Raw genomic sequence first — 20,586 nt, forward strand, 5'->3', positions numbered from 1 at the left:
TGTTTGGTGGAAAGGTAGCTGATCCGCTCATGGGTGTCTCCACCTCCCGCCCGGACGAGGGCGTCGCACGCGTCACCGTGGACTTCCCACCCGTCAACGCCCTTCCCGTACACGGCTGGTACGAGCTCGCCGACGCCCTGCGCGCCGCCGGCCGCGACCCCGGCGTGCGCTGCGTGGTCCTGGCCGCCGAGGGCCGGGGCTTCAACGCCGGGGTGGACATCAAGGAGATGCAGCGCGACATCGGCCACAGCGCCCTCGTCGGCGCCAACCGCGGCTGCTACGAGGCGTTCGCCGCCGTCTACGAGTGCGAGGTGCCGGTGGTCGCGGCCGTGCACGGGTTCTGCCTGGGCGGCGGCATCGGCCTGGCCGGCAACGCGGACGCGATCGTGGCCTCCGAGGACGCCGTCTTCGGGCTGCCCGAACTGGACCGCGGGGCCCTTGGCGCCGCCACCCACCTGGCCCGGCTGGTCCCCCAGCACCTGATGCGCGCCCTCTACTACACCTCGCGCACCGCCACCGCCGCCGAACTGCACGCCCACGGCTCGGTGTGGAAGGTCGTCCCGCGCTCGGAGCTGTCCGCCGCCGCCCTGGAACTGGCGGCCGAGATCGCCAGGAAGGACGGCACCCTGATCCGGCTGGCCAAGGCCGCCATCAACGGCATCGACCCCGTGGACGTGCGCCGCAGCTACCGCTTCGAGCAGGGCTTCACCTTCGAGGCCAACCTCAGCGGGGTCGCCGACCGGGTCCGCGACACCTTCGGGAAGGGCACCGCATGACGGACAAGACCATGACCCCCGACGAGGTCGCCGGACGGCTGCGCAGCGGAATGACCCTCGGCATCGGCGGCTGGGGCTCCCGGCGCAAGCCGATGGCCCTGGTGCGAGCACTGCTCCGCTCCGAGATCACCGATCTCACCGTGGTCTCGTACGGCGGCCCCGATGTCGGGCTGCTCGCCGCCGCCGGACGGATCCGCCGGCTGATCGCCCCGTTCGCCACCCTCGACTCCATCCCGCTGGAGCCGCACTTCCGGGCCGCCCGCGAGGCCGGAGCCCTCGCGCTCACCGAGTACGACGAGGCCATGTTCATGTGGGGGCTGCACGCCGCCGCGAACCGCCTGCCCTTCCTTCCGGTCCGCGCCGGCCTCGGCTCCGACGTCATGCGGGTCAACCCGCAGCTGCGCACCGTCACCTCCCCCTACGACGACGGCGAGGAGTTCACCGCCGTCCCCGCCCTGCGCATGGACGCGGCCCTGGTCCACCTCAACCGCGCCGACCGCCTGGGCAACGCCCAGTACCTGGGCCCCGACCCGTACTTCGACGACCTCTTCTGCGAGGCCGCCGACACCGCGTACGTCTCCTGCGAGCAGCTGGTGGAGAGCGCCGAGCTCCTCAAGTCCGGGCCGCCGCAGTCCCTCCTGGTGAGCCGGCACGCGGTCACCGGGGTCGTGGAGACCCCGAACGGGGCGCACTTCACCTCCTGCGTGCCCGACTACGACCGCGACGAGGCGTTCCAGAAGCTGTACGCGACCACCCCCTGGCCCCGGTTCGCGGCCCGCTTCCTGTCCGGGGCGGGCGAGCACGACTACCAGAGCGCCGTCCGCACCTGGCAGGAGGAACAGCGATGACCACGCGCGCCGAGTACTGCGTGATCGCCTGCGCCGAGGCGTGGCGGGGTGACGGGGAGGTCCTCGCCAGCCCGATGGGCCCGGTCCCCTCCTTCGGGGCGCGGCTGGCCAAGCGGACCTTCGCCCCCGATCTGCTGCTGACCGACGGCGAGGCGATGCTGGTCGGCCTCGACGGGACGGTGGAGGGCTGGCTGCCCTACCGCCGCCACCTGACGATGGTCACCGGCGGGCGGCGGCACGTGATGATGGGCGCGAGCCAGATCGACCGGTACGGCAACCAGAACATCTCCTGCATCGGCGCCTGGGAGCGGCCCTCGCGCCAGCTGCTGGGGGTGCGCGGCGCTCCCGTCAACACCCTTAACAACCCGGTCAGTTACTGGGTGCCCCGGCACTCCCCGCGGGTGTTCGTCGAGCGCGTCGACATGGTCTGCGGGGTCGGGTACGACCGCGCGGAGGCGGCCGGCCCCTCGGCCTCCCGCTTCCACCGGCTGCCGCGCGTGGTCAGCGACCTCGGGGTCTTCGACTTCACCGGCCCGGACCGCACGATGCGGCTGGTCTCCCTGCACCCGGGGGTGACGGTGGAGCAGGTCCGGGCGGCCACCGGGTTCGAGCTGGCCATCGGCGAGGACGTCCCGTACACCCGTGAGCCCACCGCGCGGGAGCTGCGGCTGATCCGCGAGGTGATCGACCCGGACGGGCTGCGCGAGCGGGAGGTACGGGGCTGACATGGCGGACGGGGTGCTGGAGACGGCGTTCACCCGGCTGGTCGGGGTCCGTTACCCGATCGTGCAGACGGGCATGGGCTGGGTGGCCGGGCCGCGCCTGGTGTCGGCGGCGGCGCGGGCCGGGGCGCTGGGCATCCTGGCCTCGGCGACGATGACCACCGAACAGCTGCGGGCGGCGGTCCAGGAGGTGCGCTCCCGGACGGACGCGCCGTTCGGGGTCAACCTGCGGGCCGACGCCGGGGACGCGGCGGAGCGGGTGCGGCTGATCATCGACGAGGGGGTGCGGGTGGCCTCGTTCGCGCTGGCCCCCTCCCGGGAGCTGATCGTCCGCCTCAAGGACGCCGGGGTGGTGGTGATCCCCTCGGTGGGGGCGCGCCGGCACGCCGAGAAGGTCGCGGCCTGGGGCGCCGACGCGGTGATCGTGCAGGGCGGGGAGGGCGGCGGGCACACCGGGGAGGTGGCCACGACGGTGCTGCTGCCGCAGGTGGTCGACGCCGTGGACATCCCGGTGGTCGCGGCGGGCGGGTTCCGCGACGGGCGCGGGCTGGTGGCGGCCCTGGCGTACGGGGCGGCGGGCATCGCCATGGGGACGCGGTTCCTGCTGACCTCCGACTCGACCGTCCCCGACGCCGTCAAGGCCGAGTACCTGAAGGCCACCGTCAAGGACGTCACCGTCACCACGGCCGTGGACGGGCTGCCGCACCGGATGCTGCGCACCGAGCTGGTGGCCTCCCTGGAGCGGGCGGGCCGGGCGAGGGCGCTGGCCCGCGCGGTGCGGCACGCGGCCGCCTTCCGGAAGCTGTCGGGGCTGTCCTGGCCCCGGATGGTGCGCGACGGCCTGGCGATGAAACACGGCAAGGACCTGTCCTGGAGCCAGGTCCTGCTCGCCGCGAACACCCCGATGCTCCTGAAGGCGTCCATGGTCGAGGGCCGTACGGACCTCGGTGTCATGGCATCGGGCCAGGTCGCGGGGGTGATCGAGGACCTTCCGTCGTGTGCGGAGCTCGTCGGCCGCGTCATGGCCGAAGCGCACGCCGTGCTGGACCGGCTGTACGCGCCCGGTCCGCACCCGCCCGGCACCCTGCCACCACCAGGGTGATCCCCTCTCCGTCACAGGAGTCGCCCGTATGAGACGTGCCCGCATCCGCCTGGCGACCGCGGCGGTCGCCGCCGTGCTCGCCGCCGGGACCCTGCCCGCCGCCGCCCACGCGGCGGCGGCTCCGGCAGCCGCGGCCCGTACCCCGCGCCACCCGCTCCAGTCGCCGTCCCCGGCGATCCTGCAGGTCCCCCTCCAGGGGGCCGTCAACTTCCGGGACATCGGCGGCTATCCCACCTACAGCGGCGGGCTGGTCCGCCAGGGGCTGGTCTACCGCTCCGACGCACTGAGCAGGCTGACCGCGGCGGACATCACCACCGTCGCCGGTCTGGGCCTCACGAGGGCCGTCGATTTCCGCATCCCGACGGAGCTCCAGTACGACGGCGCCGACAAGCTGCCGCCGGGGCTCTCCCCCACCCCCCGCCCGGTCAGCGACCTGGGCCTGTACGCCACGCTGGTCGGCGCGATCTCCAGCGGCGACCCCGTCAAGCAGGAGCAGATGCTCGGCGGCGGGCGGGCCGAGGCGTACATGCAGGACATCTACCGCACGTTCGTGACGAGCCCCGAGAACCGGGCGCAGTTCGCGGCGACCCTGCGGGAGATCGCGGACGGGTCCCAGGGTCCGCTGCTCTACCACTGCACCTCGGGCAAGGACCGGACGGGGTGGATGAGTTACGTCCTGCTGCGCGCGCTGGCCGTGCCGAAGGAGACGGCCGCGAGCGACTACCTGGCGTCCAACACCTTCCGGGCGGCGTACGACGCCCAGGTGCGGGCGGGGCTCAAGCAGTCGGGCCGGATGCAGAACCCGGACCTGCTGATCCCGCTCCAGGAGGTCCGGCAGGACTACCTGGACGCCGCGACCGCCCGGATGGAGGCCGACTACGGCGGCTTCTACGGCTACCTGACGGACGGTCTGGGCCTGGACCTGCGGACGCTGACGAAGCTCCAGAACAAGCTGGTCCGGTAACCGCCGGGGATGCGCGAAGGCGCCGGGCAGCTGTCTGCCCGGCGCCTTCGGCGTGCTCGTGTCAGGGGGTGCGGGGATCAGACCGCCCGGCGCCGGCCCTGGCCGCCCGTGCCGACCCGGCTGCGCGCCGAGGCCGCGGCCGCGCCGCCGCCACCGGAGGCGGAGCCACCGGCAGCGCGCCGGCCCTGGCCGGCGGAACCGCTGCCCTGGCCGCCGCCCTGGGCGCGCCGGGCCTGGCCCGACCCGGAGCCGGCCGGGGCCTGGCCGGAACCGCCGGGCGCGCCGGAGCCGGAGCGGCGGCCGCGGCCGCCGTTGGCGGGGGCGCCGGGGGCGGCGGTGCGGGCGGCGCCCGAGCGGCGGCGGGAGGAGCCGGAACCGGAGCCGGAGCCGCCCCGCGGCTTGGCCTGCGCGGGCTGCGGGACCTCCAGGACCACGGGGATGCCGGAGGGCACGCGGGCGCCGGTCAGCCGGACGAGTTCCTCGTCGGAGGACTTGATCTGGGCGGTGCGCGGGGAGATCCCGGCGTCCGACATCAGCCGGGTCATGTCCCGCTTCTGGTCCGGCAGGACCAGGGTGACGACGCTGCCGGACTCGCCGGCGCGGGCGGTGCGGCCGCCGCGGTGCAGGTAGTCCTTGTGGTCGACCGGCGGGTCGATGTTGACGACCAGGTCGAGGTCGTCGATGTGGATGCCGCGCGCGGCCACGTTGGTGGCGATCAGCGCGGTGACCTCGCCGGTCTTGAACCAGTCCAGGGTGCGGTTGCGCTGCGGCTGCGAGCGGCCGCCGTGCAGGCCGGAGGCGCGGACGCCGTCCGCGAGGAGCTTCTTGACCATGCGGTCGACGCCGCGCTTGGTGTCGACGAACATGATGACCCGGCCGTCACGTGCGGCTATACGCGTCGCCACGGCCTTCTTGTCGGTCTCGTCCATGACGTACAGGACGTGGTGCTCCATGGTGGTGACCGCGCCGGCCGACGGGTCGACGGAGTGGCCGACCGGGTCGGTGAGGAACATCTTGACGAGCTTGTCGACGTTCTTGTCGAGGGTCGCCGAGAACAGCATGGTCTGGCCGCCCGGTTCGACCTGCTTGAGCAGGGCGGTGACCTGCGGCATGAAGCCCATGTCGGTCATCTGGTCGGCCTCGTCGAGGACGGTCACCGACACCTGCGAGAGGTCGGCGTCACCGCGGTCGATGAGGTCCTTCAGACGGCCGGGGGTGGCGACGAGCACCTCGGCGCCGCGGCGCAGGGCGCCGGACTGCCGGTTGATCGACATACCGCCGACGACGGTCGCGATGCGCAGGTTGACGGCCGTGGCGTACGGGGCCAGGGCGTCGGTCACCTGCTGCGCCAGCTCGCGGGTGGGTACGAGGACCAGCGCGAGCGGCGCCTTGGGCTGGGCGCGGCGGCCGGCGGTGCGGGAGAGCACGGCCAGGCCGAAGGCGAGGGTCTTGCCGGAGCCGGTGCGGCCGCGGCCGAGCAGGTCACGCCCCGCGAGGGAGTTCGGCAGGGTGGCGGCCTGGATCGGGAACGGCTCGGTGACGCCCTGGGCGGCGAGGGTCTTCAGCAGCGCCTCGGGCATGTCCATGTCCTCGAACGCGGCCACCGGCGGGAGGGCCGGGGTCTGCGGTTCGGGCATGGTGAATTCCTGGGGCCGGGCGATCGGTGCGGGCTTCTGCCGTCCCGCACCAGCCTTCGGACGTCCCTGGGCCGCGCCTCGGCCCCGGCTGGGGCGGCGGCTGGGTCGTGCGGAGCTGGAGCTGGTCATGCGGAAAAGCCCTCCTGAAGCCGGCAGGTACTGGTGAAACAGCAGACAAGCCGGGGCCCGCACCTCGCGGTGCGGACCCCGGCATGCTGGGAAAACTAGTTGGCGGGGAGGATGTTCTCCGCCTGGGGGCCCTTCTGGCCCTGGGTCACGTCGAAGGAGACGCGCTGACCCTCGGTGAGCTCACGGAAGCCCTGGGTGGCGATGTTCGAGTAGTGGGCGAAGACGTCCGGACCGCCGCCGTCCTGCTCGATGAAGCCGAAGCCCTTTTCCGAGTTGAACCACTTCACGGTGCCAAGTGCCATGAGAATCTCCTGAATAGGCGGCAAGGGCCCCATCCGGGAGATTCCGGCAAAAACAATAAAAGCGCCTGTCGGAGCAATCCCGTCAGGCGCACATAAAGTTCATGGGTACCACAACTGCAACGCCTCAAAGCTAGCACACCTCGGCCGGGATGTCCGCTCCCCGTTCCCCCGGGCGTGTCAGAGGCGCTCGATGATGGTGACGTTGGCCTGGCCGCCGCCCTCGCACATGGTCTGCAGCCCGTAGCGGCCGCCGGTGCGCTCCAGCTCGTGCAGGAGGGTGGTCATCAGCTTCACCCCGGTCGCCCCCAGCGGGTGGCCGAGGGCGATCGCGCCCCCGTTGACGTTCACCCGGGCGGGGTCGGCGCCCGTCTCCTTCAGCCAGGCCAGCACGACGGGTGCGAACGCCTCGTTGATCTCGACCAGGTCGACGGCGTCCAGGGTCAGGCCGGTCTTCTTCAGTGCGTGGGCGGTGGCCGGGATGGGGGCCGACAGCATCCGGATGGGGTCCTCGCCGCGCACCGACAGGTGGTGGATGCGGGCGCGGGGGGTCAGGCCGTGCTCGGCGACCGCCCGTTCGGAGGCGATCAGCAGCGCCGCCGCGCCGTCCGAGACCTGGGAGGAGACGGCGGCCGTGATGGTGCCTCCCTCGACGACCGGCTTCAGCGCGGCCATCTTCTCCAGGGTGGTGTCCCGGCGCGGCCCCTCGTCCACCGCCACGTCCCCGTACGGGACGGTCTCGCGGTCGAAGCGGCCCTCGTCGATGGCGCGCACGGCCCGCCGGTGGGAGGTGAGGGCGTACTCCTCCATGTCGCGCCGGGAGATCCCCCACTTCTCGGCGATGAGCTGGGCGCCGTGGAACTGGTTGACCGGGGCGTCCCCGTAGCGGGCGCGCCAGCCGGCCGAGCCCGCGTAGGGGCCCTCGGTGAGGCCCAGCGGTTCGGCCGCCTGCCGGGAGGCGAAGGCGATGGGGATCATGGACATGTTCTGGGTGCCGCCCGCGACGACCAGGTCCTGGGTGCCGGAGAGCACGCCCTGCGCGGCGAAGTGCACGGCCTGCTGGGAGGAGCCGCACTGCCGGTCGACGGTGACCCCGGGGACCTCCTCGGGCAGTCCGGCGGCCAGCCAGGCGGTCCGGGCGATGTCCCCCGCCTGCGGGCCCACCGTGTCGAGGCAGCCGAAGACCACGTCCTCCACGGCCGCCGGGTCCACCCCGGTCCGCTGGACGAGCGCCTTGAGGACGTGCGCGCCGAGGTCGGCGGGGTGGACCCGGGACAGGCCGCCGCCGCGCCGTCCCACGGGGGTGCGTACGGCGTCGATGATGTATGCCTCGGGCATCGGGGGCTCCTCTGCTGGTCAGGGCGTACCTGCGGGGTCAGGGGCGTACGGCGATCCCGTCGAGCACCATGGACAGGTACTGGCGGGCGATCTCCTCGGGGCTGTGCTGCCCGCCCGGCCGGTACCAGGACGCCGCGACCCACACCGTGTCGCGGACGAAGCGGTAGGTGAGGCGGATGTCGAGGTCGGCGCGGAAGACGCGGGCGGCGACGCCCCGCTCCAGCGTGCCCAGCCATGCCTTCTCGAACTTCACCTGCGAGTCGGAGAGGTAGTGGAAGCGGGGCTGCGCGGAGAGGGTGCGGGCCTCCTTCTGGTAGATGGCGACGGCGGCGCGGTGCCGGTCGATCTCCCGGAAGGACTCGGTGACGAGGGCCTCGATGGTCTCCCGGGGGCCGAGGCCGGCGGCGAGGACGGTGTCGTACCCGTCCCACAGCTCGTTCAGGAAGGCCGAGAGGATCTCGTCGAGCATCGACTCCTTGGAGTCGAAGTGGTAGTAGAGGCTGCCGGCGAGCATCCCGGCGGCGTCGGCGATCTTGCGGACGGTGGTGGCGTTGTAGCCCTGGGCGGCGAAGACCTCCGCGGCGGTGTCGAGGAGCTCCCGGCGCCGCTCGGGCGAGGGGGTCACCTGCGGCTTCTTCTTCGCGACAGGCTTCGCGGTCGGCTTGTTCGTTGGCACGGGCCCATTCTCGTCCGGGCCTAGGGGTGCTGGCTGCTGACGGAGACCGTCTCGCCCGTCATGTAAGAGGAGTAGCCGCTGGCCAGGAAGACGATGACGTTGGCGACCTCCCAGGGTTCGGCGTAGCGGCCGAGGGCCTCGCGGGCGGTGAGTTCCGCCAGCAGCTCCTCACTGGTGACCTTCACCAGGTGCGGGTGCATGGCCAGGCTCGGGGCGACCGCGTTGACACGTACGCCGAACTCGGCGGCCTCCAGCGCCGCGCAGCGAGTCAGGGCCATCACCCCGGCCTTGGCGGCGGCGTAGTGGGCCTGCCCGGTCTGGGCGCGCCAGCCGACGACGGAGGCGTTGTTGACGACGACCCCGGGCCGGCCGGAGTCCTTCAGGGCGCGCAGGGCGGCGCGGGTGCAGCGGAAGGTGCCGTTCAGGGTGACGTCCAGGACGCGGGTCCACTGCTCGTCGGTCATGTCGACGAGGGCGGCCGTACCTCCGAGTCCGGCGTTGTTGACGACGATGTCGAGCCCGCCGTGGAGCTGTCCGGCGTGCGCGAAGAGGGCCCGCACCTGCTCCTCGTCGGTGACGTCGCAGGGCAGGGAGGCGACCTGGTCCGCGCCGAACTCGGCGGCGAGGGCGCTCTCGCTCTCCTTGAGCCGGCGGATGTGGGCGTCGCTGATCAGGACCCGGGCGCCCTCCTCCAGGAAGCGGCGGGCGGTGGCGCCGCCGATCCCGGCCCCGGCCGCGGCCGTGATGACGGCGGTGCGGCCGCGCAGCAGGCCGTGGGCGGGGTGGTACGGGGGCGCCTGGTCGCGGGAGTCCTCGACGCTGCTCATGGCCGTACGTTAACCTACCAAACACTTGTTAGGGAAGGCTCCCGAAGGAGGCGGACGGCTGATGGACCTCGACCACTCCCCCGAGGTGGCGGCGTTCCGGGCCGAGGCCCGGGCCTGGCTGCGCGAGCACGTGCCGAAGACCCCGCTGCCCTCGCTGGAGACGGAGGAGGGCTTCGCGGCGCACCGGGAGTGGGAGGCGCGGCTGTACGCGGGCCGCTGGTCGGCGGTGTCGTGGCCCGAGGAGTACGGGGGCCGGGGTGCGGACATCGAGCGGTGGCTGGTCTTCGAGGAGGAGTACTGGGCGGCGGGCGCGCCCGGCCGGGTCTCGCAGAACGGCATCAGCCTGCTGGCCCCGACCCTCTTCGACCACGCCACGCCCGGGCAGCGGGCGCGGGTGCTGCCGCCCATGGCGAGCGGCGAGGTGATCTGGGCGCAGGCGTGGTCGGAGCCGGAGGCGGGCTCCGACCTGGCCTCCCTGCGGTCCCGGGCGGTGCGCACCGAGGGGGGCTGGCTGCTGTCGGGGCAGAAGACCTGGTCCTCGCGGGCCGCCTTCGCCGACCGGGCCTTCGGCATCTTCCGGACGGACCCGGGGGCCGCCAGACCCCACCAGGGGCTGACGTACCTGATGTTCGACCTGCGCGCGCCGGGTGTGACCGTACGGCCCATCGGGCGGCTCGACGGCAAGCCGGCCTTCGCGGAGCTCTTCCTGGACGGGGTCTTCGTCCCGGACGAGGACGTGATCGGGGAGCCGGGGCAGGGCTGGCGGATCGCGATGTCCACCACCGGCAACGAGCGCGGGCTGACCCTGCGCTCCCCCGGCCGGTTCCTGGCCGCCGCCGGCCGGCTGGCCGCGCTGTGGCGGGAGAAGGGGGACCCGTCGGACACGGCGCTGCGCGACCGGGTCGCGGACGCGGTGGTCGGCGCCCGCGCCTACGAGCTGTTCACCTGGGCCGGCGCCACCCGTTTCGCGGCGGGCGGGGAGATCGGCGCCGAGTCCAGCCTGAACAAGGTGTTCTGGTCGCAGTACGACATCGCCCTGCACGAGACGGCCCTGGACCTGCTGGGCCCGGACGCGGAGCTGGCGGACGGGCCCTGGGCCGAGCCGTGGGTGTTCGCGCTGGCCGGGCCGATCTACGCGGGGACGAACGAGATCCAGCGCGACATCATCGCCGAGCGGCTGCTCGGCCTCCCGAAGGGCCGCCGCTGATGCGCTTCCTGCCGACCGGTGAACAGACCGACTTCGCCCGGACCCTGCGCTCCCTGCTGGGCGCGGCGGATGTCCCGGCGACCGTACGGGCCTGGGCGGCCGGGGTCCACGGGCCCGGGCTCGCCCTGTGGTCCCGGCTCGCGGGGACGGGCCTGTGGGCGCTGGCCGCGCCGGAGGCGTACGAGGGGCTGGGGCCGCTGCCGGTGGAGCTGGCGCTGGGCTTCGTGGAGCTGGGGCGGGCGGGGGTGGCGGGGCCGGTGGTGGAGACGGCCGCAGCGGCGGTGCTGCTGGGGGAGCTGGCGGGGCGGGGGGAGGACGGCCCGGCGAAACGGTTCCTCCCGGGGCTGGCGGGGGGCGGGGCCCTGGCCACCCTGACCCTGCCGGGCGGCTCCCCGTACGCCGTGGACCCGGACGCGGCACGGTACCGCTTCAGGGTGACGGGGGCGGGTTCAGGTGCGGCTTCGGTGTCGGCTTCGGCTTCGGCCGAGCTGTGGCTGGCGCCGGGGGGCGGGGAGCGGCTGGCCTCCCTCGACCCGGCGCGCGGGCTCGGCCTCCCGGCGGCGGGCGGGGAGCTGCTGGCGGCCGGTCCGGTCGTGGCGGCCGCCGCCGGGACGGCCGCGCGGTGGGCCCGGCTGCTGACGGCGGCCCAGTGCCTGGGCGTCGGCGAGGCGCTGCTGGCGCGCACGGTGGAGTACGTGAAGCAGCGCAGCCAGTTCGGGGCGCCGGTCGGGAGCTTCCAGGCGGTCAAACACCGGCTGGCGGACACCCTCCTGGGGCTGGAGTTCGCCCGGCCGCTGGTGTGGGCGGCGGCGCTGTCCCTGTCGGACGCGGACGTCGCGGCGGCGAAGCTGGCGGCGGGCGAGGCGGCGTACGCGGCCGCCCGCACCGCCCTCCAGCTGCACGGCGCGGTCGGCTACACCGAGGAACTGGACCTGTCCCTGTGGCTGCGCAAGGCCCGGCCGCTGCGGGACGCGTGGGGCGGGCCGTCGCAGTGCCGGGCGGAGGTGGTCCGCGGCCTGCCTCAGACGACGGCCACGCGCAGGGTGACCACGTAGGACTCCTCCACCGTCCCGTCGGGGAACAGCTCCAGCAGCCGCGCCCGCTCGGCGGCGGTGAACTCCCGGGTGCGGGGCTCCCCGAGGAGGAGGAAGGCGGAGTGGCTGGAGAGGTTGGCGAGGTGTGCGTCGATCGGGATCCGGCGCGACCAGCGGACCTCACGGGTGGTCAGGTCCAGGGCCTCCGGCTCCTCCCGGGGCTGGAGGCCCGCGGGGGCCCCGAAGAGCTCGGCGATGCGCTCGTCCTGCTCGGCGATCCAGGGCACGGAGAGGTCCAGGTCGTTCCACCACAGGGCGAGGGCCCCGCCGGGGCGCAGCACGCGGCGGGCCTCGGGGACGGAACGGGCGGGGTCGGTCCAGTGCCATGCCTGGGCGTAGGTCAGGAGGTCGAAGCCGCCGGAGGCGAGCGGAAGGCGGTCGCCGTCGCCGCGCATGAGGGGGATCGCCGGGTGCGCGCGGCGGAACTCGGCGGCCATGCCGTCCCCGGGCTCGACGGCGAGCACCCGCGCCCCGCGTGCGTGCAGCAGGGCGCTGGCGATCCCCGTCCCGGCCCCCACGTCGGCCACCCGGGCCCCGCGCAGGGTCATCCCGGCGAGCTCCTCGACGGCGTCGAACAGCGCGCCGGGGTATCCGGGCCGGGAGGCGTGATAGAGGGCGGCGGCGGCATCGAAGGACCGTGCACGAGTCGTCATCCGGCTATTCTCCTTGCCCCCGCGCGCACCGCTTCGGCGACCCTGGCGACCTCGGGCCCGGTGGCCTCGTACCCCTCCCGCACGACCCGCCGCGCCTCGCCGAGGGAGATCCCGAGCACGGCCCGGAGCACCTGCATCACGGCGACCCCGCCTCCGGGGAAATCCAGGCGGCTGGGGCCGTGTTCGGCGAGGAGCCGGTCCCGCAGGTCGGCCGGGGGCACACCCCGGCCGCACGCGGCGGCCTCCGCCCCGCAGCCCGGACAGCGGTACGCGTACCCCCACTCCAGCCGGCCCCCGGTCCACACGAGGCCCGCCTCGACCTCCGTGTCGGCGGGGCACGACGGGCAGGGGGCGGGGTAGGCCACCCCCTCAGCGGAACTCATGGACCACCTCGATCCGCCCGGCGATGTGGGCGTTGAACTCCGGGAGCTCCTCCGCCGGGACCCAGAGCTCCAGGATCGTCTCGCCGCCCGCGCGCTGGACGGGGTAGCGCTCCAGGAAGGCCGAGTCCACCTCGAAGCGGGTCACGAAGCCCGCGCCGTCGTGCTTGACGTTCCAGTCGCGGGCGATGCGGACCGCGTAGTCCTCGTTCAGCACCGGGTAGAAGATCGGCTGCTCGGGCAGCCGGGGCGGCCAGGCGCGGTAGCCGAGGGCACGGACCAGGTCGAGCTCCACGGGGCCGGTGGGACGCCAGAGGGTGGTGGTGGGCCCTGCGGTGGACGGCGGCAGGGGCGGCGGGGTGCTGGACATGCGGGCGACCCTAGGCGCGGGGACGCGGGCGGGCGAACGAATTCGGGCGCGGGGAAGGCGAATCGGGGAGCGGCGGGGCCGGCCCGGGGGGCCGGGCGGGGCGGCGGGTTCAGCGGCGGCGGGTTCAGCGGCGGCGGCTCCGGCGGCGGCGCGGGCGGCGACCGCGGCGCGAGAGCCGGAGCAGGGCCGCCGTCTGGAGCAGCAACAGCACCCCGAGCCCCGCCTGGGCCGCGAGCCCGTGCCCCACCCACGCCGTGGCCCAGGTCCGGGCCACCCCCACGGCGGTGAGGGCGACCAGGAAGCGGGCCCCGAACTCCGCCCCGGTGCCGTGCGGCACGGCCGAGCCGGCCACGAACACCGCCAGCAGCACGGGGATCCACGGCGTCCCGGGATCGCGCAGCAGCGCGGCGGCCCCGAACTCCACGGCGAGGAGCAGGCAGTTGCGCAGGAGAAATCCAGGCATGGACACATCATGCCGGGGATATCCCGGTGCACACCCGCCGCCGCCCGCCTAAGATCGAACACAAGGGCGGGGCCGTAGCACAGAGGTAGTGCGCCTACACAGCATGGAGGAGGACGCCGGTTCGAATCCGGCCGCCCCGCCCCCCTACTCCTCCCGGGAAGCGACGGCTCAGCCGACCGCGCGCTTCACCAACTCGGCTATCCGCTCCTCCACCTCGTCCGTCACCTCCGTGAGGGCGAAGCCGGCCGCCCACATCGGGCCGTCGTCCAGCCGCGCCACATCGCTGAAACCGAGCGTCGCGTACCGCGCCTTGAACTTCTCCGCGCTCTGGAAGAAGCAGACGACCTTCCCCTCCAGCGCGTACGCCGGCATCCCGTACCAGAGCTTCGGCGCGAGCGCCGGGGCGTTGGCGGTGATCACCGCATGCACCCGCTCGGCCATGATCCGGTCCGGTTCCCGCATCTCGGCGATCTTCGCCAGGACCTCCTGGAGCGCCGCCGCCTCCTTGTCCGCGCGCGAGCCGCGGCGCGCGGCCGTCTTCAGCTCCTGCGCGTGGTCCTTCATCGCGGCCCGTTCCTCGGCCGAAAACCCCTCGTGCGCCCTGCTCATGGCAGATCTCCCCCTCAGACGACCTGATGTGCCGACCTGCGACCAACCGTAGCCCTCCCCACTGACAGACGGACCGGCGCCCGGGAGCGAGGGCTCAGGAGGAGGCCACTCGTCCGCTTCCGGGGTCCGCCCCCCGCCTCCCCGTGGCGGCCAGCCACGCCGCCGCGCCCGCCCGGGCCGACGCGGCGGCCGGCAGCGGCAGGCCGAGGAAGCCGTGGAAGACCCCCGGGTGGAGCCGGACCTCGCAGTCCACCCCCGCCTCCGCCAGCCGGCGCCCGTACGCCAGCCCCTCGTCCCGCAGCAGGTCGCAGCCGGCGAGGACGATCAGCGTGCGCGGCAGCCCGGACAGATCGGGTGCCCGCAGCGGCGAGACGTACGGGTGGGCGGGGTCGCCGCCGTACTGCTCCCAGTACCAGGCCATGTGCGCGGCGGTGTGGAAGTACCCGCGCCCGTACGCCGCCACCGACTCCGAGCCCATCGACGCGTCCAGCGGCGGGTACACCAGGAGCTGGCCGGCGAGCAGCCGGGGCGCACGCAGCGCGGTGACGGCCGCCAGGTTGCCCCCGCTGGAGTCCCCCGCCACCACCACCCGCCCCGGGTCGCAGCCCAGCCGGCCCGCCTCGGCCCGCGCCCACCGCACCACCGCCAGGGCGTCGTCCGCCGCCGCGGGCCAGGGGTGTTCCGGTGCCAGCCGGTAACCCACCGAGACGACCACCGCCCCGGAGGTCCCGGCCAGCTCACGGCAGAGGGCGTCGTGGGTGTCGAGCCCGCACATCACCCAGCCGCCACCGTGGAGGTACACGACGAGCACCCGTCCCCGCCCGCCCGGCGCGGGATCGTAGACGCGCACCGGAACCCCGGAGGCGACGGCATCCCGTACGGCGCCCGCCCCGGCCCACGGCTCCCCCGCGGCCGCCGCACCGCTCGCGCCCGCCCCCGCCCCGGCCGCCGCCCGCAGCGCGGCGACGTCCCCCGGCCCGGGGAAGGCCGCCGCCATCGCGTCGCACAGCCTCCGCGCCTCCGGCGACAGCGGGTCCCCCCTCCCCACACCCCCGCTCATCGCGCCGTCATCCCCCCGTCGACCACGAACTCGGCGCCCGTCACGTACGAGGAGCCGTCCGAACACAGGAACAGCACCAGCTCCCCCACCTCCCCCGGCCTCCCCATCCGCCCCAGCGGCACGTCCGACCAGTCCCGCCCCTCGACCGCCCCCGCCACCATCGGCGTGTCGACGGCGCCCGGATGCACCGAGTTGACCCGGATCCCGTCCCCGGCCAGGTCCAGCGCCGCCGACCGGGTCAGCCCGCGCAGCCCGGACTTGGTGGACCCGTACGCCGCATGGCCCGGGATACCGACCAGCCCGGCGGTGGAGGAGACGTTGACGATCGAGCCGCCCCCGCCCGCGCGCAGCACCGGGGCCACCGCCTGGATGCCCAGGAACGGCCCCAGCAGGTTGACCCGCAGCAGTTCCTCGAACCCCTCCGCGCTCTGCTCCTCGACGTGCGCGGTGCGCCACAGGGCGGCGTTGTTGACCAGGGCCGAGACACCCCCGAAGGCGTCCACGGCCGCACGCACCACCCCGGCCCAGCTGCCGGCGTCGGCCACGTCATGCCGTACGAACAACCCCTGGTCGCCCAGCTCCCCGGCGACGGCCCGGCCCTCCTCCTCCCGGAGGTCCGTCACGACGACCCGCGCCCCGGCCCGCGCGCACAGCCGGGCCTCCTCGGCCCCCTGACCGCGCCCGGCGCCGGTGATGACGACGACCTTCCCGTCCAGCCGGACCATGCTTCCCCCTTGCCCGGCATGCGAGTTGAGCGGCACCACGCACCCCCATATGACTAATTGAAATACTTCTAGCAGTCGCATCCCACAGGGGGAAGGGCGCCGCCGGAACCGGTCGTAGACTGCGCTGCGTGGCAGACGAGACGGCAGAAGAGACCTCCGGCGCGGCGGCCCGGCGCGCACTCCCCGCGACCAGCTGGGCCGTGCTCGGACTGCTCTCCTTCGGCGAGGAGCTCTCCGGCTACGACCTGAAGAAATGGTCGGACTGGTCGCTGCGCTTCTTCTACTGGAGCCCCTCTTTCAGCCAGATCTACAGCGAGCTGAAACGCCTGGAGCGGGCCGGTTACGCCTCCTCCCGGAGGGTGGCGCAGGACTCCGGCACCCGTGACAAGCGGGTGTACCGGATCACCGGCGCCGGCATGGACGCCGTGCGGCGCTGGGCGCGCGAGACGCCCGTCGACCCGCCGGTGCTCAAGCACGGGCCGATGCTGCGGCTGTGGCTCGGCCATCTGCTGGAGCCGGAACAGATGCGCGGACTCCTGCTCCAGCAGCGCGATTTCGCCGAGGAGATGCGACGCGGGGCGGAGGCGGACCGGGCGGCCGCACCGGAGGAGGCGGCCTGGGCGTACCCCACCCTCACCCTCAGATGGGCCGAGCGGTACTACGCCTCCGAGCGGGACCTGGCGGCGGCCATGCTGGAGGACATCGAGGCCCTGGACGGCCGTCCCCGCACGGACGCCGCGTCATGAGCGGCGACGGCGACGGCGGCAGCGCCATCAGCCTGCGCAAGCTGGAGGAGACGGCCCCGGCCCTGGTCAGCCTCTACAAGAGCGCCGGCGTCTCGCTCCGCAAGCACGGCCTGGACGGCGTACGGGCGGCCGTCTACCTGGTCCTGGACTACTCCGGCTCCATGCGCCCCTACTACGACGACGGCACCGTGCAGGCGTTCGCCGACCGCGTCCTCGGCCTGTCGGCGCACCTCGACGACGACGGCCGCGTCCCGGTCGTCTTCTTCTCCACCGGCGTCGACGCCATCGAGGAGGTCCCCCTGAGCGGCCACGAGGGCCGGGTCACGGAGATCGCCGCCGGCCTCGGCCACATGGGCCGGACCTCCTACCACCTCGCGATGGACGCGGTGATCGACCACTACCTGGACTCGGGCGCCGCCGAACCGGCCCTGGTCGTCTTCCAGACGGATGGCGGCCCGGTGGACAAGACCGCGGCGGAGCGCTACCTGTGCAAGGCGGCGCGCCTGCCCCTCTTCTGGCAGTTCGTCGGCTTCGGCAACACCCGCAGCAACCAGTTCGACTTCCTGCGCCGCCTGGACGAACTGCCCGTGCCGCAGAAGCGGGCGGTGGACAACGCGGGCTACTTCCACGCGGGCCCCGACCCGCGCGCCGTGTCCGACGCCGCCCTCTACGACCGCCTCATCAGCGAATTCCCGTCCTGGCTGAAGGCGGCACGCCTGGCGGGCATCGTGCGCGCCTGACCGGCCCGGACCGGCGGGGCACGCTTTCATGGCCGTATGACGACGAACAACTGGGCAGCGTTCGAGAAGGCGGAACCGGAGTTCGCGGCGGCCGTGCGGGCCCGCTTCGCACAGTTCCCCCACCACGTCCTGGCCACCCTCCGCGAGGACGGCTCCCCCCGGCTCACCGGGCTCACCGTGGAGTTCCGCGGCGGCGAGCTGTGGCTGGGCATGATGGCGGGATCGCTGAAGGCCCGCGACCTCCAGCGCGATCCCCGCTTCGCCCTGCACACCAACCCCGGCCCGGACGACACCATGCCCGACGGGGACGTGCGGATCTCGGGGCGCGCGGTGGAGATCGTCGACCCTCCCGAACTCCACCGCTACGCCGAGGAGATGGACACCCCGCACCCCTTCCACCTCTTCCACGCCGACCTGGCGGAGGTCGTCCACACCACGGTCGACGGCACGGAACTGGTCCTGCGCACCTGGACCCCCGCCCGGGGCCTCCACACCCTGCGCCGGGGCCCCGACGACGAACCGGCCCACGAGGTCCCCACCGCCTGACGGTCAGGGCGCGGTCCGCACCAGCTCCTCCAGTACGGCGTCCAGCGGCGTGGCCCGCACGCCGAGGACGCGTCGGGTCGCCGAGGCGTCGAGCAGCAGGGGGCGGTCGTACAGATAGGCCGTCTCCGGAACCTCGGCCATCAGGGGGTCGGCGGCGCAGGCCGCCTCCAGTTCCTGCGGTGTCATCGTCCGCAGCCGGGGGGCGGGCGCCCCGGCGGCCTGCGCGAGGCGGCCCATCAGCTGCCTCGGGGTGAGCTCCGAGAACGACGGCACGTGCCACGCCCGGCCCCAGCTGTCGGCGTGCCCCGCGGCGGCGATCAGGGTGCGCGCGACGTCGTCGGCGTAGGACCAGGCGTGCGGCTGGTCGAGGCCGACGGGGAGCACGGCCTCGGCGCCGGCGAGTACGGCCGGGACGGCCATCAGGGGGAACAGGCCGAAGGCGCCCCCGCCGAGGAAGTCCCCGGCCCGCACCTCGGTGACGCGGACCCGCCCGGCGCGGTGCGCCGCCAGCGCCTGCTCCCACATGGCGGCCCTGACCCGGCCCTTGCCGGAGTTCGGCCGCATCGGCAGGTCGGGGGTGAGGGGGCCGGGAGCGTCCCCGTACCCGTAGGCGTTGCCCAGCATCACGTAGTCGGTGCCGGTCCGTTCGGCGGCGGTGAGCAGGGAGGAGGCGAGGGGCGGGAAGCGGGTCCGCCAGTCCTGGTAGGCGGGGGCGGCGGCGTTGTAGAGGGTCCGCGCCCCGTGCAGGAGTCCGGCCAGCCGTCCGCTGTCGGTGGCGTCGGCGGCGATGCGCTCGACGCCCGGGAGGTCGGGTCCGCCGCCGCTGCGGGTGATGAGGCGTACGTGTTCGCCCGCTCCGGCGAGCAGTCGAGCGGTGGCGGCGCCGATCGCTCCGGCGCCGGTGATGACGTGCAGGCCCATGGCCGTACTCCCTTGCTCAGTGCGTGGATGGCTCAACTCTCGGGCCGCGCGCGCCCGTACAGTAGTGGCCCGAATGCCAGGTCTCCGGAGATTCGGGCCATGATGAGAACGAGAGCGGGGACGGCGGCCGGCCGCCCCCACCGGGTGGCGGTGATCGCACTGCCGCCGGTGACGACCTTCGACCTGTCGATCCCGGACGCGGTCTTCGGCGTGACGGCCGTCGGCGGGGAGCCGGCCTACGAGGTGACGGTCTGCGCGCCGGACCCCGGGGTGGTGGAGGCGCTGTACGGCCTGGACGTGGTGGTGCGGCGGGGCCTGGAGGCGGTCGGGCGGGCCGACACGGTGATGGTGACGGGGACGGGCGCGCGCGGGGACGCCGATCCGCGGGTCCTGGAGGCGCTGCGGAGCGCGGCCGCGCGGGGGGCCCGTATCGCGTCGATCTGCACGGGTGCCTTCGTCCTCGCGGAAGCCGGCCTGCTGGACGGCCGTCGCGCCACGACCTTCTGGGCCGCGTCGGAGGAGTTCCGGCGCCTGCACCCTTCGGTGTCCCTGGTCCCCGGGGTCCTGTTCGTCGACGACGCCGGGATCCTCACGTCGGCGGGCATGTCGGCGGGAATCGACCTGTGCCTGCACATGGTGCGCCGCGACCTCGGCTCTGCGGTCGCCCGGGCCACCGCCCGCCTCGTGGTGGCGGCCCCGGGCTGGCCGGGCAGCCAGGCCCAGGTCGTCGAGACCCCGCTCCCGCCCGAGCGCGGCACCTCGCTGGCAGCCACCCGCGCCTGGGCCCTGAGCCGGCTGGACGAGCCGACCACCCTGGCCGATCTGGCCCGGCACGCGGGCACGAGCGTACGCACCCTGACCCGCCGCTTCCGCGCGGAGACGGGCCTCAGCCCCCTTCAGTGGCTGCTGCACGAACGCCTGGACCGCGCCCGCGAGATCCTGGAGACCACCACCCTGCCGATGGACCAGGTGGCCTCCCGGAGCGGCCTGGGTACGGCGGACTCCCTCCGCAGCCACCTCGTACGCCACACGGGCCTCACCCCCACCGCCTATCGCACGGCCGCCCGCGTTGTCAGTGCCGGCCCCTAGCGTGGAGGGAAGCGAACACGCACTCACGGGGGGAACCCATGAAGCACACGTTCCAGGCACGCCGGCGCACCGCGCTCGCCCTCGCCCTCACGACGGCGGCCCTCACCCTGGCCACCGGCACCGCCCAGGCGGCCGACCCGACCGAACTCCTCCCCCACCCGGGGCCCGACGGGCTGATCTGGGTCCCCGAGGTGACCGGCTCCAGCGGCTTCGTCTCCGGCGGCCTGTCCCCGAACCTGGACACCTACACCACCTTCGCCTGCGAGGGCGGCGGCAGCATGGTGGTCTCCTTCACCCTGGACGAGACCCCGGACCGCAACCCGGCCCCCTTCACCCTGACCTGCCCGACGGACACCCCGGCCCGCATCACCGTCCCCCTGGGCACGGGCCTCCACGGCGGCTTCGGCGCCATGGTCACCACCTCGACCCCCACCCTCCGCTGGGCCGCGGTGGTCGTCCAGCCGGAGTAGCCACCCGAACGCCACGACGCCCGTCATCCCTGGTCGGGGACATGACGGGCGTCGTGTTCAGTGCCGTACTCCGTTGTACGGACCGTATGAGGGGTCCCGCCGGGAGGGCGGGGTAACGCGTGACACCAGGCCCACCGACGGCCGGAGGCCGGCGCAGCCGGACGAAGCCGGGGAGGCCGCCTGCGGCCGAGCGGT

General features: G+C 74.2%; 25 protein-coding genes and 1 tRNA gene. 13 read left to right on the plus strand and 13 right to left on the minus strand.

The genetic code is table 11. From position 1 onward, the window contains the following. The first annotated feature begins 29 nt into the window (after positions 1–29). Genes ABZ716_RS08830 through ABZ716_RS08850 form a run of 5 tightly spaced genes read left to right on the plus strand, consistent with a single transcriptional unit; the run spans position 30 to position 4,412 of the window. The gene (locus tag ABZ716_RS08830) at positions 30–776 is read left to right on the plus strand and encodes an enoyl-CoA hydratase family protein (RefSeq protein WP_358957681.1); all 747 of its coding nucleotides are present in this window, start codon (positions 30–32) and stop codon (positions 774–776) included. Next, positions 773–1,624, plus strand: coding sequence for a CoA-transferase (locus tag ABZ716_RS08835; protein WP_358811901.1), 852 nt, complete (start codon positions 773–775; stop codon positions 1,622–1,624). The genes ABZ716_RS08830 and ABZ716_RS08835 overlap by 4 nt, the downstream gene beginning before the upstream one ends. After that, a complete protein-coding gene (locus ABZ716_RS08840) occupies positions 1,621–2,349 on the plus strand; it encodes a CoA-transferase (RefSeq protein ID WP_358957683.1) in 729 nt (242 codons plus the stop codon). The genes ABZ716_RS08835 and ABZ716_RS08840 overlap by 4 nt, the downstream gene beginning before the upstream one ends. A gap of 16 nt (positions 2,350–2,365) precedes the next feature. Next, positions 2,366–3,448 carry a nitronate monooxygenase gene (locus tag ABZ716_RS08845; RefSeq protein WP_358957799.1) on the plus strand — a complete coding sequence of 361 codons (1,083 nt, stop codon included), beginning with the start codon at positions 2,366–2,368 and terminating at the stop codon, positions 3,446–3,448. Positions 3,449–3,476: 28 nt separating this feature from the next. Continuing rightward, the gene (locus ABZ716_RS08850) at positions 3,477–4,412 is read left to right on the plus strand and encodes a tyrosine-protein phosphatase (protein WP_358957685.1); all 936 of its coding nucleotides are present in this window, start codon (positions 3,477–3,479) and stop codon (positions 4,410–4,412) included. A 77-nt stretch (positions 4,413–4,489) separates the two neighbouring features. Here the strand turns inward: ABZ716_RS08850 and ABZ716_RS08855 are convergent, their stop codons facing one another. The 5 genes from ABZ716_RS08855 to ABZ716_RS08875 form a co-directional block, all read right to left on the minus strand. After that, positions 4,490–6,178: a DEAD/DEAH box helicase gene (locus ABZ716_RS08855; RefSeq protein ID WP_358957688.1), complete on the minus strand. Its 1,689-nt coding sequence runs from the start codon at positions 6,176–6,178 to the stop codon at positions 4,490–4,492. Between the two features lie 95 nt (positions 6,179–6,273). Then, entirely contained in the window at positions 6,274–6,480 is a 207-nt protein-coding gene (locus ABZ716_RS08860; RefSeq protein ID WP_030292052.1) for a cold-shock protein, read from the minus strand. 177 nt (positions 6,481–6,657) lie between these two features. After that, on the minus strand, positions 6,658–7,815 hold the full coding sequence (locus ABZ716_RS08865; protein WP_358957692.1) for an acetyl-CoA C-acetyltransferase: 1,158 nt from the start codon (positions 7,813–7,815) through the stop codon (positions 6,658–6,660). 37 nt (positions 7,816–7,852) lie between these two features. Continuing rightward, the gene (locus tag ABZ716_RS08870) at positions 7,853–8,491 is read right to left on the minus strand and encodes a TetR/AcrR family transcriptional regulator (RefSeq protein ID WP_358811906.1); all 639 of its coding nucleotides are present in this window, start codon (positions 8,489–8,491) and stop codon (positions 7,853–7,855) included. A gap of 20 nt (positions 8,492–8,511) precedes the next feature. Further along, positions 8,512–9,318 (minus strand): SDR family oxidoreductase, encoded by an 807-nt coding sequence (locus ABZ716_RS08875; protein WP_358811907.1) that lies wholly within the window; start codon positions 9,316–9,318, stop codon positions 8,512–8,514. Positions 9,319–9,379: 61 nt separating this feature from the next. Here ABZ716_RS08875 and ABZ716_RS08880 point away from each other — a divergent pair, with 61 nt between their 5' ends. Both ABZ716_RS08880 and ABZ716_RS08885 read left to right on the plus strand, forming a co-directional pair. After that, on the plus strand, positions 9,380–10,525 hold the full coding sequence (locus ABZ716_RS08880; protein ID WP_358957695.1) for an acyl-CoA dehydrogenase family protein: 1,146 nt from the start codon (positions 9,380–9,382) through the stop codon (positions 10,523–10,525). After that, a complete protein-coding gene (locus ABZ716_RS08885) occupies positions 10,525–11,580 on the plus strand; it encodes an acyl-CoA dehydrogenase family protein (protein WP_358957698.1) in 1,056 nt (351 codons plus the stop codon). The genes ABZ716_RS08880 and ABZ716_RS08885 overlap by 1 nt, the downstream gene beginning before the upstream one ends. Here the strand turns inward: ABZ716_RS08885 and ABZ716_RS08890 are convergent. The 4 genes from ABZ716_RS08890 to ABZ716_RS08905 form a co-directional block, all read right to left on the minus strand. Beyond that, positions 11,547–12,272 (minus strand): class I SAM-dependent methyltransferase, encoded by a 726-nt coding sequence (locus ABZ716_RS08890; protein WP_358957700.1) that lies wholly within the window; start codon positions 12,270–12,272, stop codon positions 11,547–11,549. The two genes, ABZ716_RS08885 and ABZ716_RS08890, sit on opposite strands and share 34 nt — an antisense overlap. Continuing rightward, on the minus strand, positions 12,269–12,655 hold the full coding sequence (locus tag ABZ716_RS08895) for a hypothetical protein (protein WP_358957703.1): 387 nt from the start codon (positions 12,653–12,655) through the stop codon (positions 12,269–12,271). Before ABZ716_RS08895 ends, ABZ716_RS08890 begins: the two co-directional genes overlap by 4 nt. Further along, positions 12,642–13,022, minus strand: a complete 381-nt coding sequence (locus tag ABZ716_RS08900) for a hypothetical protein (protein ID WP_358957705.1) — start codon at positions 13,020–13,022, stop codon at positions 12,642–12,644. Before ABZ716_RS08900 ends, ABZ716_RS08895 begins: the two co-directional genes overlap by 14 nt. Before the next feature lie 124 nt (positions 13,023–13,146). Beyond that, complete coding sequence (locus ABZ716_RS08905) at positions 13,147–13,485, minus strand: hypothetical protein (RefSeq protein WP_358957708.1); 339 nt, start codon at positions 13,483–13,485, stop codon at positions 13,147–13,149. 66 nt (positions 13,486–13,551) lie between these two features. Here ABZ716_RS08905 and ABZ716_RS08910 point away from each other — a divergent pair. Further along, positions 13,552–13,626 (plus strand) — tRNA-Ala (locus ABZ716_RS08910). Between the two features lie 27 nt (positions 13,627–13,653). On the opposite strand, the gene ABZ716_RS08915 is transcribed toward ABZ716_RS08910, so the two are convergent. The 3 genes from ABZ716_RS08915 to ABZ716_RS08925 form a co-directional block, all read right to left on the minus strand. Continuing rightward, complete coding sequence (locus tag ABZ716_RS08915) at positions 13,654–14,094, minus strand: DUF1801 domain-containing protein (RefSeq protein ID WP_358811913.1); 441 nt, start codon at positions 14,092–14,094, stop codon at positions 13,654–13,656. A 94-nt stretch (positions 14,095–14,188) separates the two neighbouring features. Beyond that, entirely contained in the window at positions 14,189–15,154 is a 966-nt protein-coding gene (locus ABZ716_RS08920; protein ID WP_358957710.1) for an alpha/beta hydrolase, read from the minus strand. Continuing rightward, positions 15,151–15,879: a glucose 1-dehydrogenase gene (locus tag ABZ716_RS08925; protein WP_358811915.1), complete on the minus strand. Its 729-nt coding sequence runs from the start codon at positions 15,877–15,879 to the stop codon at positions 15,151–15,153. The genes ABZ716_RS08920 and ABZ716_RS08925 overlap by 4 nt, the downstream gene beginning before the upstream one ends. A 119-nt stretch (positions 15,880–15,998) precedes the next feature. Between ABZ716_RS08925 and ABZ716_RS08930 the strand changes: the two genes are divergently transcribed. From ABZ716_RS08930 to ABZ716_RS08940, 3 genes are read left to right on the plus strand one after another with little or no spacing between them, the layout of a single operon-like run. After that, the gene (locus tag ABZ716_RS08930) at positions 15,999–16,625 is read left to right on the plus strand and encodes a PadR family transcriptional regulator (RefSeq protein WP_358957801.1); all 627 of its coding nucleotides are present in this window, start codon (positions 15,999–16,001) and stop codon (positions 16,623–16,625) included. Then, complete coding sequence (locus ABZ716_RS08935; RefSeq protein WP_358957713.1) at positions 16,622–17,365, plus strand: VWA domain-containing protein; 744 nt, start codon at positions 16,622–16,624, stop codon at positions 17,363–17,365. Before ABZ716_RS08930 ends, ABZ716_RS08935 begins: the two co-directional genes overlap by 4 nt. A 36-nt stretch (positions 17,366–17,401) precedes the next feature. After that, positions 17,402–17,911 (plus strand): pyridoxamine 5'-phosphate oxidase family protein, encoded by a 510-nt coding sequence (locus ABZ716_RS08940; RefSeq protein WP_358811917.1) that lies wholly within the window; start codon positions 17,402–17,404, stop codon positions 17,909–17,911. A 3-nt stretch (positions 17,912–17,914) separates the two neighbouring features. Here ABZ716_RS08940 and ABZ716_RS08945 read toward each other — a convergent pair whose 3' ends face one another. Next, positions 17,915–18,832, minus strand: coding sequence for an NAD-dependent epimerase/dehydratase family protein (locus tag ABZ716_RS08945; protein ID WP_358957716.1), 918 nt, complete (start codon positions 18,830–18,832; stop codon positions 17,915–17,917). Positions 18,833–18,931: 99 nt separating this feature from the next. Between ABZ716_RS08945 and ABZ716_RS08950 the strand changes: the two genes are divergently transcribed. Both ABZ716_RS08950 and ABZ716_RS08955 read left to right on the plus strand, forming a co-directional pair. Further along, entirely contained in the window at positions 18,932–19,921 is a 990-nt protein-coding gene (locus tag ABZ716_RS08950) for a helix-turn-helix domain-containing protein (protein WP_358957719.1), read from the plus strand. 38 nt (positions 19,922–19,959) lie between these two features. Continuing rightward, positions 19,960–20,391 (plus strand): hypothetical protein, encoded by a 432-nt coding sequence (locus ABZ716_RS08955; RefSeq protein WP_358811920.1) that lies wholly within the window; start codon positions 19,960–19,962, stop codon positions 20,389–20,391. Positions 20,392–20,586: the final 195 nt, after the last annotated feature.

The organism is Streptomyces sp. NPDC006687, from assembly GCF_040636215.1.
Lineage (GTDB): Bacteria > Actinomycetota > Actinomycetes > Streptomycetales > Streptomycetaceae > Streptomyces.